The organism is Latilactobacillus fragifolii (assembly GCF_905332535.1).
Classification (GTDB): domain Bacteria; phylum Bacillota; class Bacilli; order Lactobacillales; family Lactobacillaceae; genus Latilactobacillus; species Latilactobacillus fragifolii.
In genome coordinates this window covers 34,519-61,027 of the sequence record NZ_CAJOCF010000007.1, presented here as the reverse complement: position 1 = coordinate 61,027, position 26,509 = coordinate 34,519, and the positions used below count along the sequence as shown (strand labels likewise).

Below are 26,509 nucleotides of genomic sequence, written 5' to 3'. Positions count from 1 at the left end.
ATAACCTATTACAATACAAAACGTATTCAAATGAAACTAGGCGGCACATCGCCGGTAAAATACCGACAACGTGCCGCCTAGAAAAGACAACTAAATATTTACTTTAACTTTTGGGGTATACCGCAAATTCAGTAGCTGTAGCTTTTTTGTAATTAATTAGTGAATTTCAATTGGGTTCGTTGGTTGATCTGATTCACTTAACTTCGGCAACATCAATTGTAAGACGCCATCTCGATATTGTGCATCGATTTGATCCCGGTCAACACCAGGTAGGTAGAATTGACGGCTAAAGCGCCCATAATGCCGTTCGCTGCGGATGATATTGCCTTGACTATCACTATGATCCGCAAAACTGTCGCGTTTGGCACTAATCTTTAGTGTGTCATCTTGATAATCCACGTGAATATCTTTCTTATCCAGTCCGGGTAAATCGACGGCTAATTGATAATCCTTGTCAGTCTCTTTAACATCTGTTTTGAGTAAGTTATCCGTTTCAGACGACATTGCGAATAATTGCTGACTCAAGTTCTTAAACCAATCATCTCCACCAAAACTATCTAGCCAATTTTGACGACCATTCATTAATTCGTTTGCCATTTCTAAAACTTCCTTTCTTAATCTTTACAACTCTATTCTAGTCCGTTAATCACGAATTGCAAGTAATTAGCACTCACGAATATCGAGTGCCAATTTTTAAACAAGACACCTGATTTTTCAGCTTTTAATACCCGCCGAATAGCGTTTTGTGCTATACTTAAGGTTCCAAAAATATTCGGAGGTAGATTCATATGAAAATTGTTGTCTTAGCGGGCGGTCGTAGTACCGAACGTAACGTTTCGTTAACGTCTGGGCACAAAATTACCAATGCATTACAAACGAAAGGCCATGACGTTGCTTTCGTTGATCTTTTCTTAGGAAATGATTTGCACGACGTCGCATCAATCGATGATCTTTATTCTTCAACACCTGTTGAAAAAGATTACGACATCAGCGACGAAGTTTTAACAGACGACGCCATCAACGCATTACGTACCGATGGTTCAACACAACTCTTTGGCCCGAATGTCTTAGAGATTTGTAAAACTGCTGATATTGTCTTCCTCGCCCTTCATGGTGGCGACGGTGAAAACGGCAAAGTTCAAGCGGTTCTCGATCTCTTTGGGATTCCTTATACTGGTAGCGACACCCTCGCAGCTGGTATTACCATGAGTAAAAAGGTTTCAAAAGAAATCTTATTATATAACCAAATTCCAACCGCTCGGTTCGTCGCTGCTTATCGGGATCAACCCATGCCAGAAGTCCCATTTGACTATCCTGTCGTGGTAAAACCAAGTAACGGTGGCTCAAGTGTTGGGACCCATATCGTCCACAATGAAGCTGAATTACAACCGGCCGTTGAAGATGCCCTTCGTTTCGACCGTGAAGCTTTAATTGAAGAATTCATTAAAGGCCGCGAATTTTCACTTGGCGTGATTAATGGGCAACCATTACCAGCCATCGAAATTGTCGTCAATGACGGCTGGTATGATTTCGAACACAAATTCGTGACCGGCAACACCACCCAATTCGTCACACCACCAAACGATTTACCTGATGATGTCCACGAAGCGATGAAACAAATGGCACTTGATGCCATGCAAGCACTCGGTTTAACCAACTACGCCCGCATCGACTTTTTCTGGAGTCCTGAAAATGGCTTACACGTAATCGAAGGTAATACATTGCCTGGTATGACGCCTCTTTCATTAATTCCACAAGAAGCAGAAGTGCTTGGTATCAGTTACCCTGATCTTTGCGAAATGATTGTTCAAGGTAAATTAGACCTTCTGAAAGCAAAATAACCAATAAAAATAACCCTGTAGACAATTTTCAGTCTACAGGGTTATTTTTTATTGGCGCATTTAAACCTGATTACTTAGTTCCTGATGAGGAACTATTCTTTAAAAAACACCTCGATTGGAATCCCCAAGCGATCATGTAACAATTGAATTTCTTTGACGGTGAATGGAATCTTACCTCTAATCTTACGATTAGCCGTCGTTAAGGTTTTGCCTAATACATCGGCAACAACTTGCTGTTTCAAATCATGACTCTTTAAATAACCTGATAGAACAAATAATTTTTCTGCCATATTCAGCACCCCCAAGAAACATTATCAATTCCGTTCCACATTAGGAATGTTACGATAATGTAAGCACTTTGTCAATTAAAAATTTTAGTCTCAAGTGTTCACTTATTGACGTCATTTGTCATATAATTAAACTTATAAGTTAAATTTATGAAAAAGGACGGTGCTAAATGTTCGGACAATTACTACACGATAAGCGAACTGCTAAGAATTTAACAATGCAACAACTTGCCAATTTACTCAGCGCAAAATACAATACCAAGATTAGTAGCTCAATGATCTTCCGGTGGGAAAAAGGCGCTGCTCCTTCACTAAAAGCGTTGTTTATTGTGGCTATCGAATTGCAAATCGACCTTAATCAATTGGCTGCTCTTGTTGCAGATTCGAACCGCGTCAATTAGGCGCTTTTTTAGATTTTTGACCTGGTTTTTGAATGGTCTTTACACCTAAGACATCTAAAAAGAACGTGAAGATTGGTAACCCAACAATTAACCCCCATGTCCCCAAGAAACGTTCAGCGACAAACAAAACAACAAACGTGAAGAAAATTGGTAGCTGGGTTTTACTCGACATAAATCGCGGATTCAAAACATATGCTTCTAGCGCATGAATCACTAAAATCATCACTAATATATAAACCACATATTGGATGCCACCGATTGAAAAAGCGATAATGCACAATGGCACACACGAAACGATGACCCCTGCAACCGGTACCATTGATAATAAGAAAATCATAATCCCTAAACTTGGAATATTGGGCATTTTCATTACCGTTAACGTAATTGTCGTCAACACTGTATTCACAATTGCAATAAAAATTTGGGCTTCAATCACCACGCCAAAGGTATTCACGAATTTTTTAGCAAAATACATGATATCTTGGAAGAACCAGCCGTAAGTACTCTTCAAAAAGAGTTTTCCAAATTGCGGCAATCGATCTAACTCAATCGTGTAAAAGAAACTCAAAATAAACGATAAGACAATGGTGACTCCCATTGTGCCAATTCCGGTAATGTAATTAACAATAGTTGACACACCGTGTTTTAACTGGTCCGTCAAGTTAAATTGTTTCATATAATCACCAATTGTTCGCATAAATTGATTGGCATCAAAAGACGGACTTTGGTAAAAATTATAGACACTTTCACCGAGTTTAATGGATTGTTTAGCAATCTGGGGCACATAAATTGTGACTGCCAGATATACCAAAAAGATAATCAACATATAAAGTGGCACGACTACTGCGGCCGGCGGAATTTTTGAATACCGTTGAACCTTTCGTACTAATTGCGTCACTAAAAAAGTAAAGATGAACGTCAGCAAAATAATGTTCATCATTGAACGTAACACATAGATAACTCCTATCAGGGTTAAGAGCACCACAACCCGTCTTAACTGCTGATTCGTTACAAATTTTTGATATAAACTCACGCAATTTCCTCCTATGACAATCCTATATCATTATTTTACAACACTTCGAACTAATTGGATATTCTAGAATTCTGATTGTCGCGGCTTACATCTTTTTAAAAATAGTCGTATACTACTCTGGTACTTCAAATTTACACCTAGGAAGGATTTTCGGTATGTTAGAAAAAACTTTTTACAAGAAATTACTACAACACTCTTTTGATTTCCCGGTTACCGTCAATTATTGGGACGGCAGCTCGGAAACCTATGGTTCTGGAGAGCCTGAAGTAGCAATTACTTTTAAAAAAGCAATTCCCATCAAACAATTGTCCAGCAACGCGTCATTAGCCCTTGGCGAGGCGTACATGTCTGGCGACCTTGAAGTGACAAGTGATACAACAGATACCCCACTTCAAAAACTATTAACGGCGGCTTACACTAGCGCCGACAGTTTCATGCGTAATAGTCGCTATATTCATCTGATTCCGAAACAATCCCATTCAGAAAAGGCAAGTAAAAAAGATGTCCAAAGCCATTATGATTTAGGCAATGACTTCTACCAACTTTGGTTGGATAAAACAATGACTTACTCATGTGCTTATTTTGAAAACCCAACTGATGATTTAGAGACAGCGCAAATTAATAAAGTGCATCATATTTTGCGTAAGCTCAATCCACAACCTAATCGAACATTGCTCGACATCGGCTGTGGTTGGGGCACCCTCATGTTAACTGCCGCTAAAGAATATCACCTCAAAGTTGTCGGCATTACCTTGAGCCAAGAACAATATGATTTCGTCCAACAACGAATCGCTGACGAAGGCCTTAGCGATGTTGCTAGTGTCCAACTCGTTGATTACCGTGAACTCAAACATGCCCCATTCGATTACATTACCAGTGTCGGGATGTTTGAACACGTTGGTGAAGAAAACCTTGGTACTTACTTCCAAGACGTTGCTGACTATCTAACAGATGACGGGATCGCCCTCATTCACGGGATTACCCGTCAACAAGGTGGCGCACGTAACGCTTGGATTAATAAGTATATTTTCCCCGGCGGCTACGTTCCTGGCTTAGTTGAAAATACACAACACATTATCAATGCCGGATTACAAATTGCCGACATGGAACCCCTCCGGCGCCACTATCAAAAAACGCTAGAAATCTGGACTGCTAACTTTAACGCCAAAAAAGACGTTATTTTGCCAAAAGCAGGGCCTGAATTCGTTCGTATGTGGGACCTCTATCTCCAAGCATGTGCCTCATCGTTTGAATCTGGGAACATTGACGTCATTCAATACCTATTATCAAAAGGACCAAGTGCAAGCGACCTCCCAATGACAAGAGACTATATGTACAACGTTTAGTAATTGAGCCTTCATTAGATTAAACGACAGGCATTACGTTTCACAAAAAAAGCCCCGATAATCAACAATGATTATCGGGGCTTTTTTATTGCCTTATTTTAAAAGCGCTTCTGCTTTTTCTCTGACTTCTGCATCGCTCATCTTAAGATAGGGTTTCATTGCCTCAACGGTTTTATCCGTGTTCCGGCCGTTGGCTTCCATATAGTGATCCCACAAAGCATCACGGACGATTGTGCTATCGTCACTCCAATCAAATGCTTCTGACATCTTCATATCTAAAACCAATGTTTTTTCCATAGCTGCTGCCATATTAAAAACCTCCCATTTCTTTTGTACAACTCTAATAATAAACCTCTTTTGAAAAAGTGTCCCAAAATACGCACTTTTATTTTTTAGAGCCCTGTTAGCAGGTTTAAAATCACGATTTGGCTTATGCCAATTGCTAAGATAACATGGGTTAAAATTTCAAATAATAAGATGGCATAAACGCGATCAAAAGCTGCCCATCGCGTTTGAAATAAACTAATCCCAACCGCAATGTTCAAACTAACGTACATGACGGCAACCATGATTAAGACGAACCAGATAGCGCTCATCCCGAAGCATAAAGCCGCCAACAGCGCACCGAATGCCAAAATAACACTAATGCTACTGTATGCACTAATCTCCGTTAGATACGCGCGCAAGTTGGTTGTCGTCTTTTTCAATAAGTAACGCTTGAGAAAAAAGCCGATCCCCACGACAACTACCAGAATGAACAATTGGCCACCAAGGGCCTTCATATCAAGCGGTAATAAATTGGGCCGTTGTCGCAAGACGACTTGAGATGCCATCACGCCAGCAACTGCACCAACTTGTTCTGACCAACTAGCAATGAGTAAGCTAGCTGTTGCGGTATTCATTAATAGCACCAGACCAAACGTGACCAAGCCAAACCACGGGTTGACCCACTGCCATTGCGCCTTTAGTGGCTGTTTTAAACTCCGCACTAAAAATTGATTGTACTGGTGCAGTGGTGATCTTGGCTGTTTTGCTTGTGTTGATTGGTGCACTTGGCCGCAATTGGGACACTGGTGCAATTTAGGCCCGTATTTAATATGGCATTGTGTACATTCTATCATTCATCTGATCTCCAAATACTTATTTTACCGTACAACGGTGACTGAGCATGGTGCATACTTCGCTAAGTAGCTCGCATGGGTCCCAATTAAATGTTTAGACGGCTTCGTCTTCGAACCACAGATGACCAAGTCTGGTTGGAAACTAGGAATGACTTCTTCAACAATCACGTGTCCTGGATTGCCTTCATTTAAAATTGGCGTTACATCTTCAACTCCGAATTCTTTCGCTTTTTGAACGTAAACATCTAGGTCAGCTGCGATTTCTTGACGACGCCCTTCAACCACGTTTGGTGAAAGCGACTGATAAATGTTCAAATCCCCGGTTTCCAAAATGCTGACAATCCCTAGCGGAATTTGATAGGCCTTAGCAAGGGTACAAGCATAGTTAAAAGCCCGTTTTGATGAAGTTGTATCATCATCATCGATAGCAATTAATAATTTTTGATAGTGCATTGATTCAACTTCGATATTTAGTTGGCGTTTTTCAGTCATAAGTTAAGACTCCTCATTTATTTAATTAATAATGCTTCTTTGGCATGAATTAATGTGGTTATTAATTGGTTGACTGGGGTGGCAATCTGTTTTTCAGCCCCTTTACGTGCCACATAGCCATTTAAGTAATCCACTTCGGTTAGACGGTGGTGTTGCACTAAATCCTGATGCATTGAAGGGTAATGACCACCCGCTTGTTCTGGTGCAAACATCTTGCTAATATGGGCAACCGTTGTTGGAACATCTAATTCAACAGCTTCTGTTGCAGCAACCGCTGAGAATTCTGCCACAATTGAACGCAAGAGTTGTTGGACTTGTGGGGTTTGACCCAATTGGGCGATATTGCAATCTAGCAAGGCACATAAACTGTTCAACGTCCCATTGACACATGCTTTGCGCCAGATTGAAAACAGCACATCTGAACTATATTGCGCATTTAAGCCGGCAGCACTCAACAAGGCGACTAATGCTTGGGCCGCTTCTTTCCCGTTTGGATCAACGTTTTGTAACTCAACATTGCCTGAGCCTGTCAACGTAATGGCGCCCGGGCCCGTTAAACCTGCCGTCCAAAGTGTAATCCCCACAAAGATATTTTCTTTAGGGAGGTATTGTTCAATCGTTTCGGGATGCCCGAGACCGTTTAATAAACAGACTACTTTTGTCTTGGCACCGATTAAGGGTTTGATAGCTTGCAACATATCAACGAGTTGCATCGATTTTGTGAATAAAATAATGACGTCTTGAACTTCTTTAATATCCGTTGGCAAAGCAGCCGGAATTCGAACCTGAACGGGTTCGTGCCCCGCTTCTACAACCGTTAGGCCATTGGTATTAATTGCTTGAACATGTTCTGCCCAATTATCAAGTAACACAACATTATTTCCAGCTGATTGTAGCATGTAACCAAAACGACTGCCCATTGCGCCTGAGCCAGCGATTGCAATTTTTGTCATAGATTATAAAAGCTCCTTTTAGAATTTGAATTCTTTTTAATCATGCCACATTTTTAAATTTTTTTCACCCGTAACCGCTTAATTTAACTTAAAAAGAAGCTTTCAAACCGCTAGCGGTCTGTCAGCTTCTTAAAATAGAAATTTACGTCTTCTTAAAATTAATTGGCCAATCAATAATAGCACTAAGCTATAACCGAGACTCATTGCCCATGATAATAAAATATCAACTGACGAGATATGTCCCAAAGTATTAAAGAGTTGCGCCATTGTCGAAACGGGCGGTAAAATCCCCAGAATATAAAGATAAGGGTGCCAATAATTAACAATCGCTTCGCCTAAGCTACCGAGGACCACCATCAAAACGGTCAATGTCCCAGCCATCCGGCGGTTCACTAAAATTCGGCGTTGCCAGAACAAACCAGTCATCACTGAAACGGGTAAAATACTCGTCAACATTAAGCCCCCGCCTAACCAGTCCCACCAGTTAAGTGTCCGATTGAAAGCTTGGTGGCCATTAAGCACATACGTAATTGCTAAGCTACCTATCCCCATTGAAACAAAGAATAAGCCCAATAAGATGAGGTAACTAATTAGACTCAGATAAAATCGGCGCTGCTTCTTTAATTTTAATATTAAGAGTTTTTCCATTTGGAGTGGAAATTGGTTGATGTAACTGTAGGTCAACCACGTCAATAAGACAAATAACGTCATCATTAACGTGGCGAGGCTACCGACAAAGTCTTGTGGTTGCGCCGCATAATTAACCAATAAAGCAACTATCCAAAATAGCAACGGGCCCCAGAGATTACCATTATCAAAGACCATTTTCTGATGCAACCGTAACTGTGCCCTAAAGGACTTCATAACGTAACCCCCTTAGACTAAAACCACTTTTTAACATGACTTGAATTAATTCATCACTATTTTTGACATTTGCATACAAAATGACATACCGTGTGCCATCAACAATTTTTAAGGCTAACTGCTGTAAAGTAGCCGGGAGTGCGAGCGACCGTGGTGTAGTTGCAAATTCTAACCGCATCACCTTTTCTTCCGGTTGCGGCAATTCTTCAATCGGCAATAGCCGCATCGCATCTAGTTCATAAATTTCGGTGGCCAACTGTTCGATTAAAAAAGCATTGTTAGTGCCAACAATGATGGCGCCCCCTTTTTGGCGGTAGTCTTTCAACCAATGAATCATCCGCATCTGGGTCGTTCCATCTTGGCCGGCCAAGGGTTCATCTAGCAATAAAATATCCGGGGTGCGCAAAATCGCCTGCACAAAGTTCACTTTTTGCAAGCTGCCGCGTGATAATTGATTTAACGGTCTATTGAGTGCCGCCGCTAACCCAAATTCATAAGCTAACTCATTAATCTGATCTTCTAAATTCCGGTTACTAAACTGATCTAATTCTCCTAGCATCCGCAAATAAGTCTTAGGTGTCAGTCCGTTTGGTGCGAGTTGTTCAGCCATATAGCCAATTCGCATCTTCGGTGCAATCTCAAGCGTCCCGCGTTCAATATTCGTCAAGCCCGCTAATACGTTGAGCAACGTCGTCTTACCCGCGCCATTTTGCCCTGTAATTGCGATACAAGCTTGCCGATCAAGCCGCAAATTGAGGCGTTTAAAAAGTTGTCGTCGCTGATATTTTTGCGAAAAATCACGCAATTCTAACACTGCTCCCATTTAACTTGCCAACCTTTACTGGATTATTTTGCTTGCCAATTAGCGATGTTTTGCGCAGCCAAAGCTAAACTCAACACAGCATCTTTAGACAAATCAGCTTGGATTAAGTTATGTTTAACCGTTGCAGCCACTGCCCCAATGACAGCCAACCCATATGTCAATACTTCTAAATCGCGCTTAACGAGGTATTGATCTTCATATACCGCTTCGTGACTGTATTCAAAGTTGACCTTATTATCAGCTAAAACGCCATCCACATGGGTGACCATAATTCGATCGGTCACATCAATCAGTAATTTGCGGTCATCTGATAAAGTTAATTTATGATCTGACTCTGATTGATAATAGGTTTCTTCTGTAATATCAAAATATTTAACGACGGGGTTATTTAAAACGCCAAAATCATCCAAAACAGCAAAAACAGTTTCTGGATTTAATTGCACTTTACGATCGGCAATTGCTGCCATATTTTCTTCTAACCAATCTGCTAATTGGCGAACGTTATCCTGTATCATATGTGAGACTCCTTTAAATTAATCTAAATGCATACTATCTCTCCATAATACACCATCCGCAATATTAGCGCGACTGACTGCATCAAAAAGTTATTCAGATATCAGATGATCGTCAATCAAGCCAGCCCCTTGTAAAAACGAATAGATGCTGACTGGTCCGACAAATTGAAAGCCCCGCCGTTTTAAATCCTTGCTAATTTGTGTCGATAGCTCTGATTTGGCGGGGACCTCCGCCCAAGTCCGACGCCGATTAACAATCGGCTTCCCATTCACAAAGCCCCATAGATACCGATCAAAACTCCCTTCGCTTTCTTGCAACGCAAGGACTGCTTGAGCATTATTGACGGTCGCATTCAACTTAGCGCGGTTACGAATAATCGCGCGGTTAGTCATTAACTGCTCAATTTTGCTTGGCGTCATCTGCGCTACTTTAGCGATTTCGTAGTTTTTAAACGCAAGCCGAAAAGCGGCACGCTTTTTCAACACGGTTCGCCAATTCAAGCCAGCCTGATACATTTCCATACATAATAATTCAAATAACCGTTGATCATCATGTTCTGGTTGGCCCCACTCCGTTTGATAATATGCCAATAATTCGGGTGAATCATCCATCCAATCAACTTTTGCCATTGTGACCCCTCCTAAATTAAACTACGCAAAAAGGCTAAAAAGGATTCACTCTTTTTAGCCTTTGAAATTGTTATCTATTTTTTCTCACTTGCTTTTTGATAGGGCCGATTTTCAACGTCAGTCTTGACGATTAACACGTCACAGACCGCTGTGCGGTTAACATATTCTGTTACAGACCCCATCAACATCCGTTCGACAGCATTCAAGCCAGTTGAGCCCATCATGATTAAATCAGTTTGATATTCTACTGGAAAGTCGCGCCCGATAATATTCTTAGGATTACCAAACCGCACATGAATTTCGACATCTTTCAAACCATCGTTAGTTTGGATATCATATTTTAAACTATTGAGATAATTCTGTGCATCTTCAGAGATTTGAAAAATAGCGTCTCCTGAAAGCATGCCACTATAACTCCCTGCAAATTGCTTAGTATCCAAAACGTTCAAAATATCCAAGCGGGCCTGATTCATCTTAGCAACCCGCACTGCTTTATTTAGTGCCAATTCAGCTTCTTCAGAGCCATCAACTGGGACGAGTATTCTCTTATATTCTTGAACCATGTTGTCCATCTCACTTTCTCTATACACACCAATTACATTTCAAGCATATACCGCTTGGAAAAACAATTCAAGGAAAAAAGCTAAGCGCTTCCGTGAAAAATTTAAGTTAGAAGTAATCTTTCTTTTTTAACCACCAACCAACACCAAGACTAATAACTAATGACAATCCCAATAACACGAGAAACCCTAACTTACTCTCAGCTAATGGGACTGGCACGTTCATGCCCCAGAAACCACCTAACGTTGTCGGAACCGTTAGAATAATTGAAAGTGATGTCAGTGTCTTCATAATATTATTCAAGCGATTTGAGATTATATCTGAAAGTAAATCGCTTAGTTGTGTTAATAATTCACGATAAGTGGTAATCGCCTTATCCGACTTAGCAAACTGCAGGTCAATCCGATACAGTAAGTCTGTATGGCCGGCTACACGTTCAAATAAGCGACTGGCCTTAATTTGCGGAATAATCTGTTGATTACTCTTGAGCCCCAAATCCAGGTATACAACACTCTTTTTGAGAGACTTGAGCGCATACAACAACCGATTGCGTGTCGAAACATGCACATTTTCTTCTAGTTGTTCAATCTGTTGGGCAACGACCGCTAATGCCGCTAGATACCGTTGGTAGATGGCCGAAACACTCTTTAGGGCAACTGTTTCAATTTGGCCATCAAGGCCTTCTAACGTGAGTATTTCATCAATAAGTTCGGCCTGTTGGTGGCCGACAGTCAACAATGTCTGGCCACTAATGATTAACGAAAAAGGCCGCGTAATGTATTCCGCATGATCTTCTGAATCATGGGTTTTAACTGGTACCAATAAACAAATATGCGTCAACACTTCACCAGTTTGCGTCGTAAATGTTTCATAACGTGCAACTTCATTAATATCTTGTGCCACTTCAAATAACACCGCTGGTAAGTGGTATTTTTTAGCGAAGTGGTGCATTTCATGTTTGGTTGGTGCTTCAAAATGTATCCAGTCGGCACTTTTTTCAGAGGTTCCTTCAACCAACTGGCCCCCCGGTGTCATTTCAAAATACGTAATCATTTGCTCACTCCACTCTTAATACTTCTATCATACTGTTTCCCCCCGCATACTGACAAGTTAAGTTGATTGCCCCTTAAATATGCTACAATATTGGTATCATTGGATAAGGAGTTGACGTATATGCCTCCCCGTATTTTGCCACTTGAAAAAGGTCATAACTTTAGGGAATTGGGTGGCTACCAAACAAAAGACGGCCGGACCCTTAAATGGCACAAAGTCTTACGTTCTGCTAGTTTAGCCCACTTAACCTCACATGATCTAACTTATTTAACTCATTATGGCGTACGTTATGATATTGATTTTCGCTCGCCTGAAGAAATTGCCAAGTCACCTGACAAGGTCCCTGAAAATGCTACCTATGAATCCTTACCTGTTTTTAAAATTGATGAAACAGCTAGTACGGCATCTGAAACTGATCTTTTTAAAGCGTTCAGTACAGACCCCCAAAGTGGGCACCAACACATGATTCAAGTCTATGGCGACTTAATTAATCAAGCCCACTCCAAGCAGGCTTACCGCCACTTCTTTGATTTATTGCTTGCTAACGATCAGGAAGACCAAACTCTCCTGTTTCACTGCACAGCTGGTAAAGATCGCACCGGGATGGGCGCTGTTTTCTTATTAAGTGCCCTTGGTGTTCCAGAAGAAACAATCCGGACAGACTACTTACTAACGAATCAAGCTTCCGCTGCTTTTGTGACTCAGTCGCTCACAAAACTTCAACAAAAAACACAGAATCAAGCTGTATTCCAGAGTTATCAGTCATTATTAACGGTTCATCAAGATTACTTCGATACGGCCAAACAAGCGATTGAAGCTGCAAATGGTTCGATACAAAACTACTTAACACACGATCTTCAGTTAAGCCAACACGACTTAGCTGACCTGCGCAAAATTTATTTAGCATAACCCGTTTGTTTCACATGAAACCCTGAAAAGGAGCGTGGCTTTAAATGCCCACTTTAAAAGAACAAGTCATTGAGGCGAGCAAGACCATCGGTATCGATAAAATTGGTTTCACATCAGCAGCGCCTTTTGATTATTTAGAAGCAAGTCTGAAGGAACAAAAAGCAAATGGTCATTCGACCGGCTTCGAACATAAAATTCTTGAAGAACGCCTTTACCCAGAATTGATTTTCGATCAACCCAAATCAATTATCGCGATTGCCCTCGCCTATCCAACAAAAATTACCAATAAACCCGCGCGAACTGGTGCTAAACGTGGCAGTTTTGCCCGTGCTTCGTGGGGCATTGATTACCACGATATTTTGCGTGACAAGATGAATCAATTGATTAGCGCCATCAAAACGCTTGCTGATTCAGATGCAGAAATTACGTTTAAACCGATGGTCGATACAGGTGAATTAAGTGATGTGGCAGTTGCGCAACGGGCCGGACTGGGTTTCATTGGTTTGAACGGCCTCTTAATAACGCCCGAATTCGGTTCTTATGTCTATCTTGGTGAAATCATTACCAACATTCCCTTTGAACCAGACACACCGTTGGCTAATCAATGTGGTAGCTGCACGCGCTGCATCGATTACTGTCCACCACAGGCATTAATGGGCGATGGCCGACTCAACGCTAAACGTTGCTTATCCTATCAAACACAAACAAAAGGATTCATGCCCGAAGAATTTAGACCAAAAATTCGTAGTGTCATTTACGGCTGTGATATCTGCCAACAAGTTTGTCCGTTTAATAAGGGCAAAGACTTTCACTTTCATCCCGATATGGAGCCCGATCCTGAATCCATAATGCCCGAGTTGCAACCCATGTTAACCATTAGTAATAAACAGTTTAAACTTCAATTTGGACACCTTGCTGGTTCGTGGCGTGGTAAAAAGCCCCTTCAGCGGAACGCAATCATCGCGCTTGCCAATGTCAAAGACCGCACAGCAATTCCGAAATTGCTAGCACTAATCGATACTGATCCCCGACCAGTCATTCGTGGCACTGCGGCTTGGGCGCTCAGTCAATTAGTCCGTGACGTGACACCGGAGATGCTCGACTTTTTAGAAAAAGCCGCACAGCGCGAAGAAGAACCCGAAGCCCAAGTTGAATTCGATAATGCCCTTCAAATTCTCAAAGAACGTTATTCAGAAAGGTAGGTCCTCCCCAGTATGTCATCAGATAGTGCTTCGCAAAAAACAGTCCTTACGCAGCCATTAATTCTCTTGATGGCTTTTATTACCGGTGTTGCTGTCTCTAATCTGTACTACATCCAACCGATTCAAGCACTCGTGGCAACCACTTTTCACGTCACAAATGGTGCAGTCGGGACCGTTGCAATGCTAACACAGGTTGGTTACGCATTTGGTTTGTTACTCATCGTGCCATTTGGTGATGTGATGAGCCGCTACCAACTTATCTTGCGGATGCTTGGCTTATCCTTACTATCCCTATTAGCTGCTTACTTAGCCCCAAATTTCATTTTCTTTGCCCTGACTGGTTTGCTGATTGGGCTCACCTCAGTTGTCCCTCAAATCATCATTCCATATGCAGCCGTCCTCGCCCAACCACAAAAGCGGGGCGCAGTGCTTGGCACAATTCTCAGTGGTCTTCTAATGGGGGTACTTTTGTCTCGCAGTTTTAGTGGCATTATTAGCAGTTACATTAATTGGCGTTGGGTCTACCTCATCGCCACCATTGCCATTGCCCTTTTAATCTTGTTAGCAGCCTTCAAATTACCTAGGGATGCCCGCCCTAAAAACGGCCCAAGTTACTGGCAAACAATTAGCTCAATTCCCGGACTCGTTGCACACCAACGGCTGTTGCGCGAAGCAGCCATCAACGGTTTTTTCATGTTTGGAACACTTAGTATTTTCTGGTCAACGCTCATCTTCTATATGGCCAGTCCCGCCTATCATCTCGGTAGTGGTACCGTTGGTCTATTGGCAATTCTTGGAGCAGCTGGTGCTTTAGCTGCCCCCATTATCGGACGCTTGGCCGATGTTAAATCACCACGGTTTATTATCGCTATTGGCTTATTTATGATGACGATCAGTTACCTTCTATTTTTATTCTGGGGACACTTCATGCCGATTCTCATGTTCGGGATTGTTTTATTAGATGTCGGTAATCAGTGTGGCCAAGTTGCCAATCAAACCCGAGTCCAAATGCTTGGTGAAGCCACTAGCAGTCGCAACAATACCGTCTTCATGTTCGCGTATTTCATGGGTGGTGCTTCCGGATCATTCTTGGGAGCGATGGCTTGGAGCTTCAATGGGTGGGTCGCTGTTTGTCTTTTAGCATTAGCTTATCAGTTACTCGCTTTACTCGCCCACTTCATTTTGTATCGTGCTCAATAAATAGGCTAATCAAAAGCCGGTGTAACGTTCTTAATTCCGTTACACCGGCTTTTTCACAGCTATTCGTAAAGCGTATTCATTGACAGCGCCATGTTACGTCCCTAACATGTTCATTAGATAGCGCTGATTTTTCAATTAGTACAACAGGAGGTTCCTTATGACCCATTATCTAATGTTTGATCACGTTTCAAAGCTTTATCGCGGTGGTAACAAAGCTGTTGATGACATCAGTTTGACTGTCGATAAAGGTGAATTTATTTGTTTGATTGGTACGTCTGGTTCTGGGAAAACAACCACCATGCGGATGATCAATCGCATGATTAATCCTACCAAAGGAACGATTACCTTAGATGGTGAAAATCTCGCCAATGTCGATCCTGTTAAATTACGCCGAAAAATTGGTTACGTTATTCAAAATATTGGCCTAATGCCGCACATGACCATTGAAGATAACATCACGATTGTCCCTAAGCTCTTAAAATGGCCGCCAGAAAAACGGTATGCAAAGGCACGCGAATTACTAAAATTAGTAGAAATGCCAGCGGAATTTTTAGACCGGTATCCAAGCCAGTTATCAGGCGGGCAACAACAGCGAATCGGGGTTATTCGCGCACTGGCAGCCGGACAAGATATTATTTTGATGGATGAACCATTCGGGGCGCTTGATCCAATTACCCGCGAAGCACTTCAAGATTTAGTAAAACAACTTCAATCAGAACTTGGTAAAACGATTATCTTTGTCACCCATGACATGGACGAAGCACTCAAATTAGCATCACGGATTGCCATCATGGATAACGGACAAATCATCCAAATGGGAACGCCCAACGAAATCTTGCGTAATCCGGCCAACCAGTTCGTCGAAGACTTGATCGGCCATGATCGTTTGCTTGAAGCCAAACCAAATGTTGAAACTGTTGGTCAAATCATGCTTAAGCGTCCGGTGGCTATCACACCAGGTAAATCATTAGTCGATGCGATTCGCTTGATGCGCCAACGCCGAGTCGATACTTTATTGGTTGTCGATGAAAATCAGCATTTAAAGGGGCGCGTCGATATTGAAACTATCGACCATCGTTATAAAAATGCAACTAGCGTCGGTGACATTATGTCTACCAAGATAAGCTACGTAAACGAAAATGATTTAGTCCGGGACACCATCGAACGGATTCTTAAACGGGGCTGGAAATACGTGCCCGTTGTCAACGATGACCACCAACTTGTTGGCATTGTCACTCGGACAGCCTTAGTCGATGTCGTTTACGATGCTGTTTGGGGTGCTACTGACGAAGCTGAACCAGCATCCGACCAACAATAGAAAGGGAGGAAGCGATGATGCTCACTTTTTTAACAGAACATGGCTCTGATTTACTGATTAAAACTTGGGAACAACTCTACATTTCCACAATCGCCTTAGTCCTCGGCATCCTGGTTGCAGTCCCCCTTGGGATTGCCCTCACGCGCTTTCCTAAAACCGCCAGGGTCACTATTGCAGTTGCCAGCATGCTCCAAACTATCCCCTCGTTGGCACTATTAGCCTTAATGATTCCGCTCTTTGGGATTGGCAAAGTACCAGCAATCATCGCCCTCTTTATTTATTCACTACTTCCTATTTTACGGAACACTTACATTGGTATGAACGATGTTGACCCAATCCTAAAAGACAGCGCCAAAGGCATGGGCATGACGCCGGTTCAATCAATTATGCAAGTGGAAATCCCCATGGCAACCCCGGTTATTATGGCCGGGATTCGCCTATCTGCCGTTTACGTGATTGCTTGGGCAACCCTTGCTTCATATATTGGCGCCGGTGGGCTTGGCGACTTGATCTTCAACGGTTTGAATCTTTTCAAACCGGATCTAATCATTGGTGGAACGATTCCCGTTACATTATTAGCATTGCTAGTCGATTTTGGCTTAGGCCGGTTGGAAAAACAACTGACCCCCGCTGCAATCAGATAAGGAGGTTCCTATGCATAAAATACGCCAATTCATTACTAGTTGCGGACTATTAGTGGGCAGTCTCCTTCTGTTGAGTGGCTGTCGGTCACTTGGTATTTTAAACCATCAATCACAAACGATTCGCATTAGCTCTTTAAGCACAACTGAGTCACAAATTCTCGCTAATATCCTGAGCGAGTTGATTACTCATGAAACCCAAAATAAAGTGACTTTAATCAATAATCTGGGCTCTTCAACGGTTACACATGAATCCCTGATTCGTGGTGACGCCGACATTGCTGCTAGTCGCTATGCCGGGACCGAGCTTACTGGGACTTTAAAAATGAAGCCCACTAAAGACCCTGAAAAAGCCCAAAAAATCGTTAAAAAAGCCTTCAAAGACCGTTATAACCAGACATGGTTTCCTTCTTACGGATTTGCGGACACCTATGCTTTTATGGTGACGCAAGCAACCGCCCAAAAATATCATTTAGAAACCGTCAGCGATCTCGGTAAAGTGGCCGATCAACTAACAGCCGGTGTCGATTCCGTTTGGGTAAACCATGAAGGTGATGGCTACCCTGCATTTAAAAAAACATATGGCTATGATTTCAAGAAAGTTGCGCCAATGCAAATTGGGCTGGTCTACAGTGCCCTTGCGGCTGGTAAGATGGACGTCGTCTTAGGCTACTCAACTGATGGCCGAATCAAAAGTTATGCTTTAAAAGTCTTAAAAGACGATCGGCACTTCTTTCCACCATACGATGCTAGCGTAGTGGCGACTGATCAAATTCTTAAAGAGCAACCGGCATTAGCGCCACTGTTACACCGCTTAGATGGTAAAATTGATCTTGATACCATGCAGACCCTTAATTTTAAAGTCGATAACGATTTGCTAGAACCGGCGGTGGTTGCAAAGCAATTTCTTCAGGAACATAATTATTTCCGGAAAGGAGCCGCTAAATGACTAATTTAAATTCTTGGCAGCAACTCGCCTATTATTTTCAACACAATGGGAGTTACGTTTTACGGCAATTTAGTCAGCATTTTTTGATTTCGATTTATGGCGTCTTACTTGCCGCGTTAGTTGGGATTCCCTTAGGAATTTTTATTGCTCACCGGAAAAAGCTTAGTAATGTTATAATTGGCGTAGCGAACGTCATCCAGACAGTCCCTTCACTAGCAATGCTCTCAATCATTATGCTTGGCTTAGGACTTGGCAGACGAACCGTTATTGCAACGGTTTTCTTATACTCTTTGCTACCGATTATCAAAAATACTTACACCGCAATGGTAAATGTTTCTGATAATATTATCGATTCCGGAATCGGGATGGGCATGACCAGTTGGCAACTGTTACGGATGGTTGAGCTCCCCTTATCATTGGCGGTCATTATGGCAGGGATTCGCAATGCCTTAGTGGTCGCCATCGGGATTACAGCCATCGGCGCATTTGTGGGTGCCGGTGGTCTTGGCGATATCATCATCCGGGGGACTAATGCGACTAACGGTGGCGCTTTAATCCTCGCCGGTGCGTTACCAACAGCTTTGATGGCGATTATCGCTGATATAACATTAGGTTTTATTCAACGCCATTTAGAAGCGCCACAAGCTCGGTCTTAAATTTCAACATTAGGAAGGTGTTACTATGAAATTGTATCAAGCATTAACGCAAGTTACGCTCAATGCACAAATGGTTGACGATTTACCTGAATTTCAGATTAAAACCGTTTTAGACCAACCATTAAATTTTGCACCAACTCAACTTTATCATTATATCGACGCGGTTTTAAGGAGCGGGTCCCGCCATGATGAAAATAATCTGTTATACGTAACAGACGCGATTTTTATCACTGAAAATTACGACTTTAAACAAACTGAATTTGCTGCACTTGCCAGCAGTTTCGAAGAACGAGTGACCTTGGCCCGCAAAATCGTGGCTGACCTCAACCGCCATGTCTCTGTGAACCTTGATTTAACCCACCACGAATTCCAATTAATTTTTGTCGATTAACAAACCCCTGTCCTAGACGATGTTATTTCTGCATCTACTAGGGCTCTTTTTATTGAAATGAATGAACAGGAGTCTTTATTTTGCCAAATGCACAGCGCCAAAATAGCGCCCTTTACAAACTCAATCGGCCTGCCAATCAATTAACGGCTGAACAAAAAGCACTACAAACACAAGTCATCCAATTCTGTTTAGCAAACGCACAAGCTCAACATGCAACCTTCTTAATCCAAGGTGCAGCAGGCACGGGTAAGAGTGTCATTCTCAGTAGCGTCTTCAGGGCACTACAGACGCTCGCACGTCAAACGCCAACGTCGCCGCTTTATGGCAGTCACAACGTCCTATTGGTCAACCACCCAGAAATGCTGAAACTCTATAAAAGCGGCACATCCACTGCCCCCGTTTTATTGAAAAAAGATTTTCAACGTCCGACGACATTCATCAATCAGGCAGCCAAACAACAACAACCAGCGGATATCGTCCTCGTAGATGAGGCCCATCTACTGTTAACCAAACCTGATCCTTATAACCACTTCACTCAAACGAATCAACTTGATGAGATTCGAAGGCATAGTCGGATTATGATTCTGATTTTTGATGAGCAACAAGTGCTCAAGGTAAAGAGCTACTGGCAACTGCAACAATTACGTCAGCGAGTTATGGCTGATTCACACCAAATTGCACAACTCACCCACCAGTTTCGCATGCAAGCCCACCCAAGTGTCGAAAATTGGGTGCAAGCCTTCCATCAGCGACAAGTGGCTCCTATCCCACATGATCCACACTTTGAATTCAAAGTGTTCGCCGATGCTAACGAACTCTACAAAATAATTCGCTTTAAAAATCAAACAAGTGGCCTTGCACGAATGCTCGCCACCTATGACTTCCCCGCGACACTCAACGATGGCCACGACCACTTCGTTGAAACCCCAACATTCAAATTACGTTGGGATCGTTATCAACCAACCGCCAAAACGTACTGGGCGGAGCGAGAAGATAGTATTGACGAAGTGGGGTCTGTTTACACCATTCAAGGCTTTGATCTCAACTACGCTGGCGTAATCATCGGCCCATCTGTCAGCTACGATCCGCAAACCGAACGGCTAGTCATTCGCCCTGAATATTACGAAGACCAAGCGGCGTTTGCTGGTGCCACGCAACTCACTGATCCAGAAGCCGCTAAGCGCCAAATTATTCTCAACAGTCTCTATGTTCTGATGAGTCGTGCTAGAAACGGTCTCTACCTCTACGCTGTGGACCCTGTACTCCAATCCAAATTGCTTAGCTTATAATGAACCACTTTTATTTCCTGGGGAATAATAAGCCTGTTTTCTGTCTATCTGGATTGAAAACAAGTAAACTGTAACTATAATTAGAAATTTCTAAACTGATAAAGGAGTGTTTTAAGATGTCTAACTTAACTAGTTCATACACGCTCACAAACGGCGTGCAAATCCCTAAAATTGGCTTTGGGACTTGGCAAACACCAGATGGCCAAACAGCTGTATCTGCTGTTGAAGAGGCCCTCAAGGTAGGCTACCGCCACATTGATACTGCCCAAGCTTACGGAAACGAAGGTAGTGTGGGTGAGGCCATCAAAGCTAGTGGCGTTGATCGTTCTGATTTATTCTTAACCACTAAAATCTGGAATAGTAATCACACTTATGATTTAACCATCAGCTCTTTTGAAGAATCACTCAAGAAATTACAAACCGACTATGTTGATTTGCTCTTGATTCACTGGCCCAACCCAATTGATTACCGTGAAAATTGGGAAACAGCCAACGCCGAAACATGGCGGGCAATGGAGACCCTCTACAAAGCTGGTAAAGTCCGGGCCATCGGTGTTAGCAACTTCCGCGTGCACCACTTAGAAGCACTCAAAAAGACTGCAAGCGTGCAACCAATGGTCAACCAACTCTTCCTAGCACCTGGTGAATTAGAACCAGAAACAGCCCAATACTCACGCGAACATAACATGTTATTAGAAGCTTATAGCCCGCTTGGGACCGGTAAAATTTTCAGTGTCCCAGAAATGCAAGAATTAGCAGACAAATACCAACGTTCAATTCCACAAATTGCTTTGCGGTGGTCCTTACAACACGGCTTTTTACCATTACCGAAGTCTGTCCACGCTGAATACATTGAACAAAATGCCCAAGTTTTCGACTTCGAATTAGCAGACGAAGATATGGCCGTAATTGATGCGCTTGACGGCGTTGTCGGTCACGCACAAGATCCTGATACTGCAACATTCTAGAGCCCCTTTAAAAGCCACTTATCCAGTGGCTTTTTTAAATAGCGATCATCGATAAAAGATAACAAAACTGGTTTTAGTTTAGATATTTAACAATTTAGTTTACCTCTTACCTAAATTATGGTATTTTCATTATTATTGAATCCGGTAAAATCGGACTAAAGCCCGACGTTATTTACCGTTTCAAGCTTGAGAATGGTAAAATAGAACTAGATTGTTAAGAAATGGGGAATTATTTTGTCAAGTGGTGAGTTATTCACTAATCTATTCGTTATGTTGGTCACCTTCTTTTTAGCCGCCTTCTTCGTGGCTGCTGAATTCGCACTTGTCCAAACCCGGCCAAGTGCTTTAGAAGATGCCATCCATTCGGGAAATGGTAGTCCTAAAAAATTAAAGCTTGCGCTTAAAATGACACAGAACTTAAATGAGTATCTATCAACCACCCAAGTGGGGGTCAGTGTTGCCGGGATTATTTTGGGCTGGATTGGTGAATCAACCGTCGAAACCATCCTAGTCGATTTACTCGGACTCACGCACCTAATTTCAAACGGCGGCTTACACATCATCGGCGCGGTGGCCGGCGTATTAGTTTTAACCTATCTAGAAGTGGTTTTCACGGAAATCGTGCCCAAAAATATCAGTATCGATATCCCAATGCAGATGTTAATGGCAGTTGCTAAACCGCTCCATTACTGTCACATCATTTTCTATCCATTTGTTTGGTTACTCAATATTTCCGCAACGGGCGTTGTGAAGTTAATTGGCTTTTCACCCGCTGAAGAAGGGAGCGATGTCCTTTCCCAAGCAGAAATCATCAGTCTTTCTAAAAACGCCGTCACCGGTGGCGAATTAGATCGTAACGATTTAGTCTACATGCAACGGGCATTTGACTTTAATGATCGAATTGCCAAAGATGTGATGGTCGATCGTACAAGTCTCTACGTTGTTGATATCACTGACACAGTTAAAGATGTTTTAAAAGACTACTTACAACAAGGCTTTAGCCGTTTCCCAGTGGTTGCTGAAAACGATAAGGATAAGATTCTCGGCTACGTCTACGCGTATGATTTAGTGCGCCAAGCACAAGTCGATGATTCAATCCGCGTCAGCAAATTACTCCGTTCAATTATCTCAGTACCAGAGGCAACACCTATTCACAGTTTATTAAATCAAATGATCAATAAGCAAACCCCAATCGTCGTCGTCGTTGATGAATACGGTGGAACTAGTGGGATTGTTACTGATAAAGATATTTACGAAGAATTATTCGGAACCGTCAAAGACGAAATTGACGATGTTTCTGATGAATACATCATTAAAGAAGATGATAACCGTTACCGTGTTAGCGGGAAAACGACACTCTATGATTTTGAACGTTTCTTCAAGACAAAAATCGATGCCTTCGAAGCCTCAGATAGCGTAACCCTGGCTGGTTATGTCTTAGAAAACTTCACCGACTTACAACAAAGTGCGATCATTCATATCAATCAATTCACATTAAAAGTAGTCGAATTCAATCGCGGTTATATCGACTGGTTTGAGGTCACAAGTGACCCCCAACCCAATAGCGCCAACAGTTCAATCATCGAAACCAATTAAAAAAAGACTTGCGCCGATACGCAAGTCTTTTTTTGTTGCTTATGCGAGATAATCACGACTCCAGATAAGTCCCATTACTTTTTCGCCGGTGTGCACCCCGACCACGGGCCCAATATGACTGGTTTCAATCGGCATTCCTGGGAATGTTTCCGTCAATGTTGCCACCCATTGCGCACTTTCTTCCGGATTATTCCCATCAATCACGCTAACGCGTACCGGATAATCTACAGATTCGACCGCGACTTTAAAATCTGCCAGTACCTTTTGGAACGCCCGTTTTTTAGTGCGTTCTTTCGTCAAGGCGACAATTTGGCCGGCATCATCAAAACTTAAGATTGGTTTAATCCGTAAAAGATTGCCAACAAAGGCCGCACTGTTCGAAATCCGTCCCGTTCGCAAGAGATGACTCAAATCATCCACAACAAAATAAACACCCATTGTTGCCCGTAAAGCCACCAACTTCGGTATGATTGTTGCCGCATGTTCACCTTTGGCAACTAACCGCGCAGCGGCCAAGGCCAAGAACCCTTCACCGGCACTCGTGATCTTGGTGTCAAAAGGATATACCGCAATCCCCTCAACCGACTGCGCGTAGGCGGTTAGATTATTGACAAAGCTCGTAATACCACTTGAAAGATGAATACAAATTACTTCATCATAGCCCGCTTTAATCAATTGATCAAAAACCTGTTGCATCTGTCCCATTGTAATTTGTGAAGTAGTTGGTAATTTTTCAGTGGTGCGCATTTTAGTATAAAAGGCTTCACTCGTGATATCAATATTTTCCAAATAAGTTTGTTGTCCAAAAATAACGGTAATTGGTACCACAGTAATATCATGATCGGCGGCAACTTGTGGATCTAAATACGCCGCACTATCAGTCACAATCGCTGTTTTCATGTCAGACTCCTCAATAAAACTGTTTTTGACATTATCTCACCAATATCGATAAAGTACAAACTAACAATAAAAAAGCGGCGGACAATCTTTTGTCCGCCACCAAAGTCATTAATGCACCATTGATTCACTTTCAAATACGACAATTGCGATATGACCATCAATTAAGCCGCTATTATTACTCAAGGTTAACATTTGATTCTTTTCGTTAACGTCTAATACTTCATGTTCATCGAAATAGCCGGCTGCATAATCTTTGTAGTAAACAGCCCCTAAGTTTGATTCAAATTCGTCTGGATAATCTTTAATATCAGCATCCGCAGGTACTAATAGCAATCTAAAGTTCGTATCCAGCGCGCAATAACCAACGTTTGAAAATGGGCCAACACCATCATCCAAGTCCAACAAAATTTTTTGCCCCGGTGTCATCTTATCCTTGATTTTCGCAACTGCTGCAGGTGTTATTTTTAATGCCATATCAACCATCCCTTTCATGCTTTCAGTCTACCGCCGTTTTAAATTTGACACAATCTATCTGCTCAGCCAGTGTGCTACAATAGGCTTAACCATTTATTAAGGAGGTCATTATGCTTTTTTATCGGTATTCATACTTTAGCAACCAGAATGATTTCGAATTCTATCTTAAATTAAGTTTGTCAGTGATCACCGCCAGCTTAATCATCATCTTTTTTATCCAGTATCTTCGCCACCGCTCAGATTCAAAGTACCGTGATTTACTGATTATCTTCGGCTTAGTGGGCATTTTACTTGCCGGCATTCAATATACGCGCATTCAACAGCTCAACACCGCTCACTCGCAACAAGCCCAGATGGTTCAATTCATTAAGAGTGTGGCAACCACTCAGAAAGCGCGTCTTAAAACCATCGCTGTTAACACGACTTCGCTTCAACAGAATATGGTGGTGCGCGTCAATCACCAAGACTATCAAGTCGTATTTGATAACAATTTTACCAGTTATCAACTCCAAAAAGCGCAGTTGATCAACCAAGACATCACCTACCAAGATTAAGGAGTTTACTATGCCATCTTATTTCGATATCACCATTAAATTAATTTTCGGTTTCTTCTGTTTAGTGTTACAAATTAATCTCTCTGGTAAGGGCAATTTAGCACCTAGCAGTGGGATTGATCAGCTCCAAAATTACGTTCTTGGGGGGATTGTCGGCGGTATGATTTATAACGCCGATATCTCACTCCTCCAATTCTTACTCGTTTTACTCATCTGGACCTTAATTGTCTTCACAATGAAGTTTCTAACAACTCACAATCGCTTTATTAAACGTTGGGTAATTGGTAATCCGCAAACGATTATTAAAAACGGCCACATTGATGTTCAAACGGCTGCTAAGAATGGCTTATCAGCACAGGATCTGTCATTTAAGCTGCGAATTGCCGGAGTTAGTGATCTTCGCACTGTTAGTCGCGCAATTTTAGAACAAAACGGGCAATTGACCATTACGCAAAAGGGCGACGCCACAATCAAATATCCGCTGATTATGGATGGTCAAATCAATCGCGAAGCCCTCGAATTACTTGATCAGTCCGAAGAGTGGCTCCTCACTGATATTCAACAGCAAGGCTACAGCCTTCAACAGATCTACATGGCCAACTACTTGAACCACGAAATTGTGATTACCCCCTATTAAAAAAAGATGACCCGCAAAGGTCATCTTTTTTAATGCCATAATCTTTGGAAAAGCCCTGCAACAAGCCAGACAATCGCACCACCAATTAAGACGATTGTACTCGTCTGTAAGCCATGGTCTAAGACCGTCGTCCCATAATCGCTCACGGTTTGATTAAACGCACCCGCTTTTTGAGCCACTTGTTCGACAATGCCACTGTATTTAATGACAACCGTCCCTAATGCCAAAAATAAGCCGCTCCAGGCAAAGCTCGCACCAACGCTCCCTAATACATACCGGAATTGACCACTTAGCCCCCATTGCACTAACACTAGGACAATTCCCATAATAATCGCAACCCACGTCAAGATATGCACGACGTTTTTAGCAACGGTCATTCCTGCAGCAAGTGGCGTTAAATAAGGCGTTTCAATTTGATTTGTCAAATAGGTCTGTAATGGTGGTTGTACTGCGGCAACAGCCGTTGAAATGAGCGCCTTCGTTAGGGCATTCTCAGGAACGACTGCTTCTAGATGCCCGGCTAATTGCCCCATCATCTGCGTTGTCGGCAATGGTGCCTCTTGCCCCGTATAAACATTGTGGATGGTCTTCGTTAAGTCGGTCTTCACATCGGCCTTGGTTAAAAGTTGGACTTGGACTTCAGTTGGTAGCCCATTTTTTTGTGCTGCATCTAATAAGACCGTGTTAATCTTGTCAGTCATCGTTGCTAACGTCTTTGGTTCACTGAGTTGTTTTTGCGTAAACGATTCTTCTAAGATGGTCTGGCTGAGAATCACGCCACCAACCCCCAAGAAAACGCAAAGAAAAATTAAGACCGTCAAGAAGCGACTTAAGCCACGATGCGGCCGTACTCTTGGTTGATTTTGATTCAAACGACTAATTGGTTCCATTGATTATACACCTTT

33 protein-coding genes are annotated in these 26,509 nt (G+C 42.3%); 17 read left to right on the top strand and 16 right to left on the bottom strand.

All coding sequences use genetic code 11. The annotated features are described in order from the left end of the window. Positions 1 to 81, top strand: a complete 81-nt coding sequence (locus J7Q78_RS10145; RefSeq protein WP_407929565.1) for an IS3 family transposase — start codon at positions 1 to 3, stop codon at positions 79 to 81. A gap of 75 nt (positions 82 to 156) precedes the next feature. Here J7Q78_RS10145 and J7Q78_RS08475 read toward each other — a convergent pair whose 3' ends face one another. After that, positions 157 to 597 (bottom strand): Hsp20/alpha crystallin family protein, encoded by a 441-nt coding sequence (locus J7Q78_RS08475; RefSeq protein WP_154242898.1) that lies wholly within the window; start codon positions 595 to 597, stop codon positions 157 to 159. A gap of 191 nt (positions 598 to 788) precedes the next feature. Between J7Q78_RS08475 and J7Q78_RS08470 the strand changes: the two genes are divergently transcribed. Continuing rightward, positions 789 to 1,841 carry a D-alanine--D-alanine ligase family protein gene (locus tag J7Q78_RS08470; RefSeq protein WP_154242899.1) on the top strand — a complete coding sequence of 351 codons (1,053 nt, stop codon included), beginning with the start codon at positions 789 to 791 and terminating at the stop codon, positions 1,839 to 1,841. 92 nt (positions 1,842 to 1,933) lie between these two features. On the opposite strand, the gene J7Q78_RS08465 is transcribed toward J7Q78_RS08470, so the two are convergent. Beyond that, positions 1,934 to 2,131, bottom strand: a complete 198-nt coding sequence (locus tag J7Q78_RS08465; RefSeq protein ID WP_154242900.1) for a helix-turn-helix domain-containing protein — start codon at positions 2,129 to 2,131, stop codon at positions 1,934 to 1,936. A 167-nt stretch (positions 2,132 to 2,298) separates the two neighbouring features. On the opposite strand from J7Q78_RS08465, the gene J7Q78_RS08460 reads away from it, so the two are divergent. After that, positions 2,299 to 2,529: a helix-turn-helix domain-containing protein gene (locus J7Q78_RS08460; protein WP_154242901.1), complete on the top strand. Its 231-nt coding sequence runs from the start codon at positions 2,299 to 2,301 to the stop codon at positions 2,527 to 2,529. On the opposite strand, the gene J7Q78_RS08455 is transcribed toward J7Q78_RS08460, so the two are convergent. After that, a complete protein-coding gene (locus J7Q78_RS08455) occupies positions 2,522 to 3,562 on the bottom strand; it encodes an AI-2E family transporter (protein ID WP_154242902.1) in 1,041 nt (346 codons plus the stop codon). The two genes, J7Q78_RS08460 and J7Q78_RS08455, sit on opposite strands and share 8 nt — an antisense overlap. Before the next feature lie 155 nt (positions 3,563 to 3,717). Here J7Q78_RS08455 and J7Q78_RS08450 point away from each other — a divergent pair, with 155 nt between their 5' ends. Next, entirely contained in the window at positions 3,718 to 4,908 is a 1,191-nt protein-coding gene (locus J7Q78_RS08450; RefSeq protein ID WP_154242903.1) for an SAM-dependent methyltransferase, read from the top strand. A 93-nt stretch (positions 4,909 to 5,001) separates the two neighbouring features. Here J7Q78_RS08450 and J7Q78_RS08445 read toward each other — a convergent pair whose 3' ends face one another. The 10 genes from J7Q78_RS08445 to J7Q78_RS08400 form a co-directional block, all read right to left on the bottom strand. After that, positions 5,002 to 5,217 (bottom strand): P8 family protein, encoded by a 216-nt coding sequence (locus J7Q78_RS08445; protein ID WP_154242905.1) that lies wholly within the window; start codon positions 5,215 to 5,217, stop codon positions 5,002 to 5,004. Between the two features lie 83 nt (positions 5,218 to 5,300). Continuing rightward, on the bottom strand, positions 5,301 to 6,029 hold the full coding sequence (locus J7Q78_RS08440) for a hypothetical protein (protein ID WP_208422991.1): 729 nt from the start codon (positions 6,027 to 6,029) through the stop codon (positions 5,301 to 5,303). Positions 6,030 to 6,053: 24 nt separating this feature from the next. Further along, positions 6,054 to 6,521: a universal stress protein gene (locus tag J7Q78_RS08435; protein WP_154242907.1), complete on the bottom strand. Its 468-nt coding sequence runs from the start codon at positions 6,519 to 6,521 to the stop codon at positions 6,054 to 6,056. Between the two features lie 17 nt (positions 6,522 to 6,538). Next, a complete protein-coding gene (locus J7Q78_RS08430; protein ID WP_208422990.1) occupies positions 6,539 to 7,474 on the bottom strand; it encodes a 2-dehydropantoate 2-reductase in 936 nt (311 codons plus the stop codon). Between the two features lie 129 nt (positions 7,475 to 7,603). Continuing rightward, positions 7,604 to 8,338 (bottom strand): hypothetical protein, encoded by a 735-nt coding sequence (locus J7Q78_RS08425; protein ID WP_208422989.1) that lies wholly within the window; start codon positions 8,336 to 8,338, stop codon positions 7,604 to 7,606. Beyond that, a complete protein-coding gene (locus J7Q78_RS08420) occupies positions 8,325 to 9,161 on the bottom strand; it encodes an ATP-binding cassette domain-containing protein (RefSeq protein ID WP_208422988.1) in 837 nt (278 codons plus the stop codon). Before J7Q78_RS08420 ends, J7Q78_RS08425 begins: the two co-directional genes overlap by 14 nt. Positions 9,162 to 9,184: 23 nt before the next feature. Then, on the bottom strand, positions 9,185 to 9,676 hold the full coding sequence (locus J7Q78_RS08415; RefSeq protein WP_208422987.1) for a hypothetical protein: 492 nt from the start codon (positions 9,674 to 9,676) through the stop codon (positions 9,185 to 9,187). Between the two features lie 90 nt (positions 9,677 to 9,766). Beyond that, positions 9,767 to 10,306 carry a DNA-3-methyladenine glycosylase I gene (locus tag J7Q78_RS08410; RefSeq protein ID WP_208422986.1) on the bottom strand — a complete coding sequence of 180 codons (540 nt, stop codon included), beginning with the start codon at positions 10,304 to 10,306 and terminating at the stop codon, positions 9,767 to 9,769. Between the two features lie 74 nt (positions 10,307 to 10,380). Further along, the gene (locus J7Q78_RS08405; protein ID WP_208422995.1) at positions 10,381 to 10,869 is read right to left on the bottom strand and encodes a universal stress protein; all 489 of its coding nucleotides are present in this window, start codon (positions 10,867 to 10,869) and stop codon (positions 10,381 to 10,383) included. A gap of 106 nt (positions 10,870 to 10,975) precedes the next feature. Next, positions 10,976 to 11,920, bottom strand: coding sequence for a magnesium transporter CorA family protein (locus J7Q78_RS08400; protein WP_154242915.1), 945 nt, complete (start codon positions 11,918 to 11,920; stop codon positions 10,976 to 10,978). 120 nt (positions 11,921 to 12,040) lie between these two features. Here J7Q78_RS08400 and J7Q78_RS08395 point away from each other — a divergent pair, with 120 nt between their 5' ends. The 11 genes from J7Q78_RS08395 (at position 12,041) to J7Q78_RS08345 (ending at position 23,039) form a co-directional block, all read left to right on the top strand. Then, positions 12,041 to 12,829, top strand: a complete 789-nt coding sequence (locus tag J7Q78_RS08395; protein ID WP_208422985.1) for a tyrosine-protein phosphatase — start codon at positions 12,041 to 12,043, stop codon at positions 12,827 to 12,829. 44 nt (positions 12,830 to 12,873) lie between these two features. After that, a complete protein-coding gene (gene queG, locus J7Q78_RS08390) occupies positions 12,874 to 14,031 on the top strand; it encodes a tRNA epoxyqueuosine(34) reductase QueG (protein WP_208422984.1) in 1,158 nt (385 codons plus the stop codon). A 12-nt stretch (positions 14,032 to 14,043) separates the two neighbouring features. Further along, complete coding sequence (locus J7Q78_RS08385; protein ID WP_235688090.1) at positions 14,044 to 15,231, top strand: MFS transporter; 1,188 nt, start codon at positions 14,044 to 14,046, stop codon at positions 15,229 to 15,231. Positions 15,232 to 15,388: 157 nt separating this feature from the next. Beyond that, on the top strand, positions 15,389 to 16,549 hold the full coding sequence (locus tag J7Q78_RS08380) for a betaine/proline/choline family ABC transporter ATP-binding protein (RefSeq protein WP_208422983.1): 1,161 nt from the start codon (positions 15,389 to 15,391) through the stop codon (positions 16,547 to 16,549). Positions 16,550 to 16,566: 17 nt separating this feature from the next. Beyond that, positions 16,567 to 17,193, top strand: a complete 627-nt coding sequence (locus J7Q78_RS08375; RefSeq protein ID WP_208422993.1) for an ABC transporter permease — start codon at positions 16,567 to 16,569, stop codon at positions 17,191 to 17,193. A 10-nt stretch (positions 17,194 to 17,203) separates the two neighbouring features. After that, positions 17,204 to 18,139 (top strand): osmoprotectant ABC transporter substrate-binding protein, encoded by a 936-nt coding sequence (locus J7Q78_RS08370; protein ID WP_154242920.1) that lies wholly within the window; start codon positions 17,204 to 17,206, stop codon positions 18,137 to 18,139. Beyond that, positions 18,136 to 18,795 carry an ABC transporter permease gene (locus J7Q78_RS08365; protein WP_208422982.1) on the top strand — a complete coding sequence of 220 codons (660 nt, stop codon included), beginning with the start codon at positions 18,136 to 18,138 and terminating at the stop codon, positions 18,793 to 18,795. Before J7Q78_RS08370 ends, J7Q78_RS08365 begins: the two co-directional genes overlap by 4 nt. 25 nt (positions 18,796 to 18,820) lie before the next feature. Continuing rightward, a complete protein-coding gene (locus J7Q78_RS08360) occupies positions 18,821 to 19,186 on the top strand; it encodes a hypothetical protein (RefSeq protein WP_208422981.1) in 366 nt (121 codons plus the stop codon). Between the two features lie 80 nt (positions 19,187 to 19,266). After that, positions 19,267 to 20,475, top strand: coding sequence for a DUF2075 domain-containing protein (locus J7Q78_RS08355; protein WP_208422980.1), 1,209 nt, complete (start codon positions 19,267 to 19,269; stop codon positions 20,473 to 20,475). 116 nt (positions 20,476 to 20,591) lie between these two features. After that, complete coding sequence (locus J7Q78_RS08350; RefSeq protein ID WP_154242924.1) at positions 20,592 to 21,443, top strand: aldo/keto reductase; 852 nt, start codon at positions 20,592 to 20,594, stop codon at positions 21,441 to 21,443. Positions 21,444 to 21,713: 270 nt separating this feature from the next. Next, the gene (locus J7Q78_RS08345) at positions 21,714 to 23,039 is read left to right on the top strand and encodes a hemolysin family protein (protein WP_407929564.1); all 1,326 of its coding nucleotides are present in this window, start codon (positions 21,714 to 21,716) and stop codon (positions 23,037 to 23,039) included. A 39-nt stretch (positions 23,040 to 23,078) separates the two neighbouring features. On the opposite strand, the gene J7Q78_RS08340 is transcribed toward J7Q78_RS08345, so the two are convergent. Together J7Q78_RS08340 and J7Q78_RS08335 are read right to left on the bottom strand one after the other, a co-directional pair. Beyond that, positions 23,079 to 23,939: a DegV family protein gene (locus J7Q78_RS08340; RefSeq protein WP_208422978.1), complete on the bottom strand. Its 861-nt coding sequence runs from the start codon at positions 23,937 to 23,939 to the stop codon at positions 23,079 to 23,081. Positions 23,940 to 24,047: 108 nt separating this feature from the next. After that, the gene (locus J7Q78_RS08335) at positions 24,048 to 24,413 is read right to left on the bottom strand and encodes an iron-sulfur cluster biosynthesis family protein (protein ID WP_235688089.1); all 366 of its coding nucleotides are present in this window, start codon (positions 24,411 to 24,413) and stop codon (positions 24,048 to 24,050) included. 110 nt (positions 24,414 to 24,523) lie between these two features. On the opposite strand from J7Q78_RS08335, the gene J7Q78_RS08330 reads away from it, so the two are divergent. Further along, positions 24,524 to 24,967, top strand: coding sequence for a DUF3290 domain-containing protein (locus J7Q78_RS08330; protein ID WP_154242928.1), 444 nt, complete (start codon positions 24,524 to 24,526; stop codon positions 24,965 to 24,967). 10 nt (positions 24,968 to 24,977) lie between these two features. Continuing rightward, positions 24,978 to 25,604 (top strand): DUF421 domain-containing protein, encoded by a 627-nt coding sequence (locus J7Q78_RS08325; protein WP_208422976.1) that lies wholly within the window; start codon positions 24,978 to 24,980, stop codon positions 25,602 to 25,604. Between the two features lie 29 nt (positions 25,605 to 25,633). On the opposite strand, the gene J7Q78_RS08320 is transcribed toward J7Q78_RS08325, so the two are convergent. After that, positions 25,634 to 26,494, bottom strand: coding sequence for a hypothetical protein (locus tag J7Q78_RS08320; RefSeq protein ID WP_208422975.1), 861 nt, complete (start codon positions 26,492 to 26,494; stop codon positions 25,634 to 25,636). Positions 26,495 to 26,509: the final 15 nt, after the last annotated feature.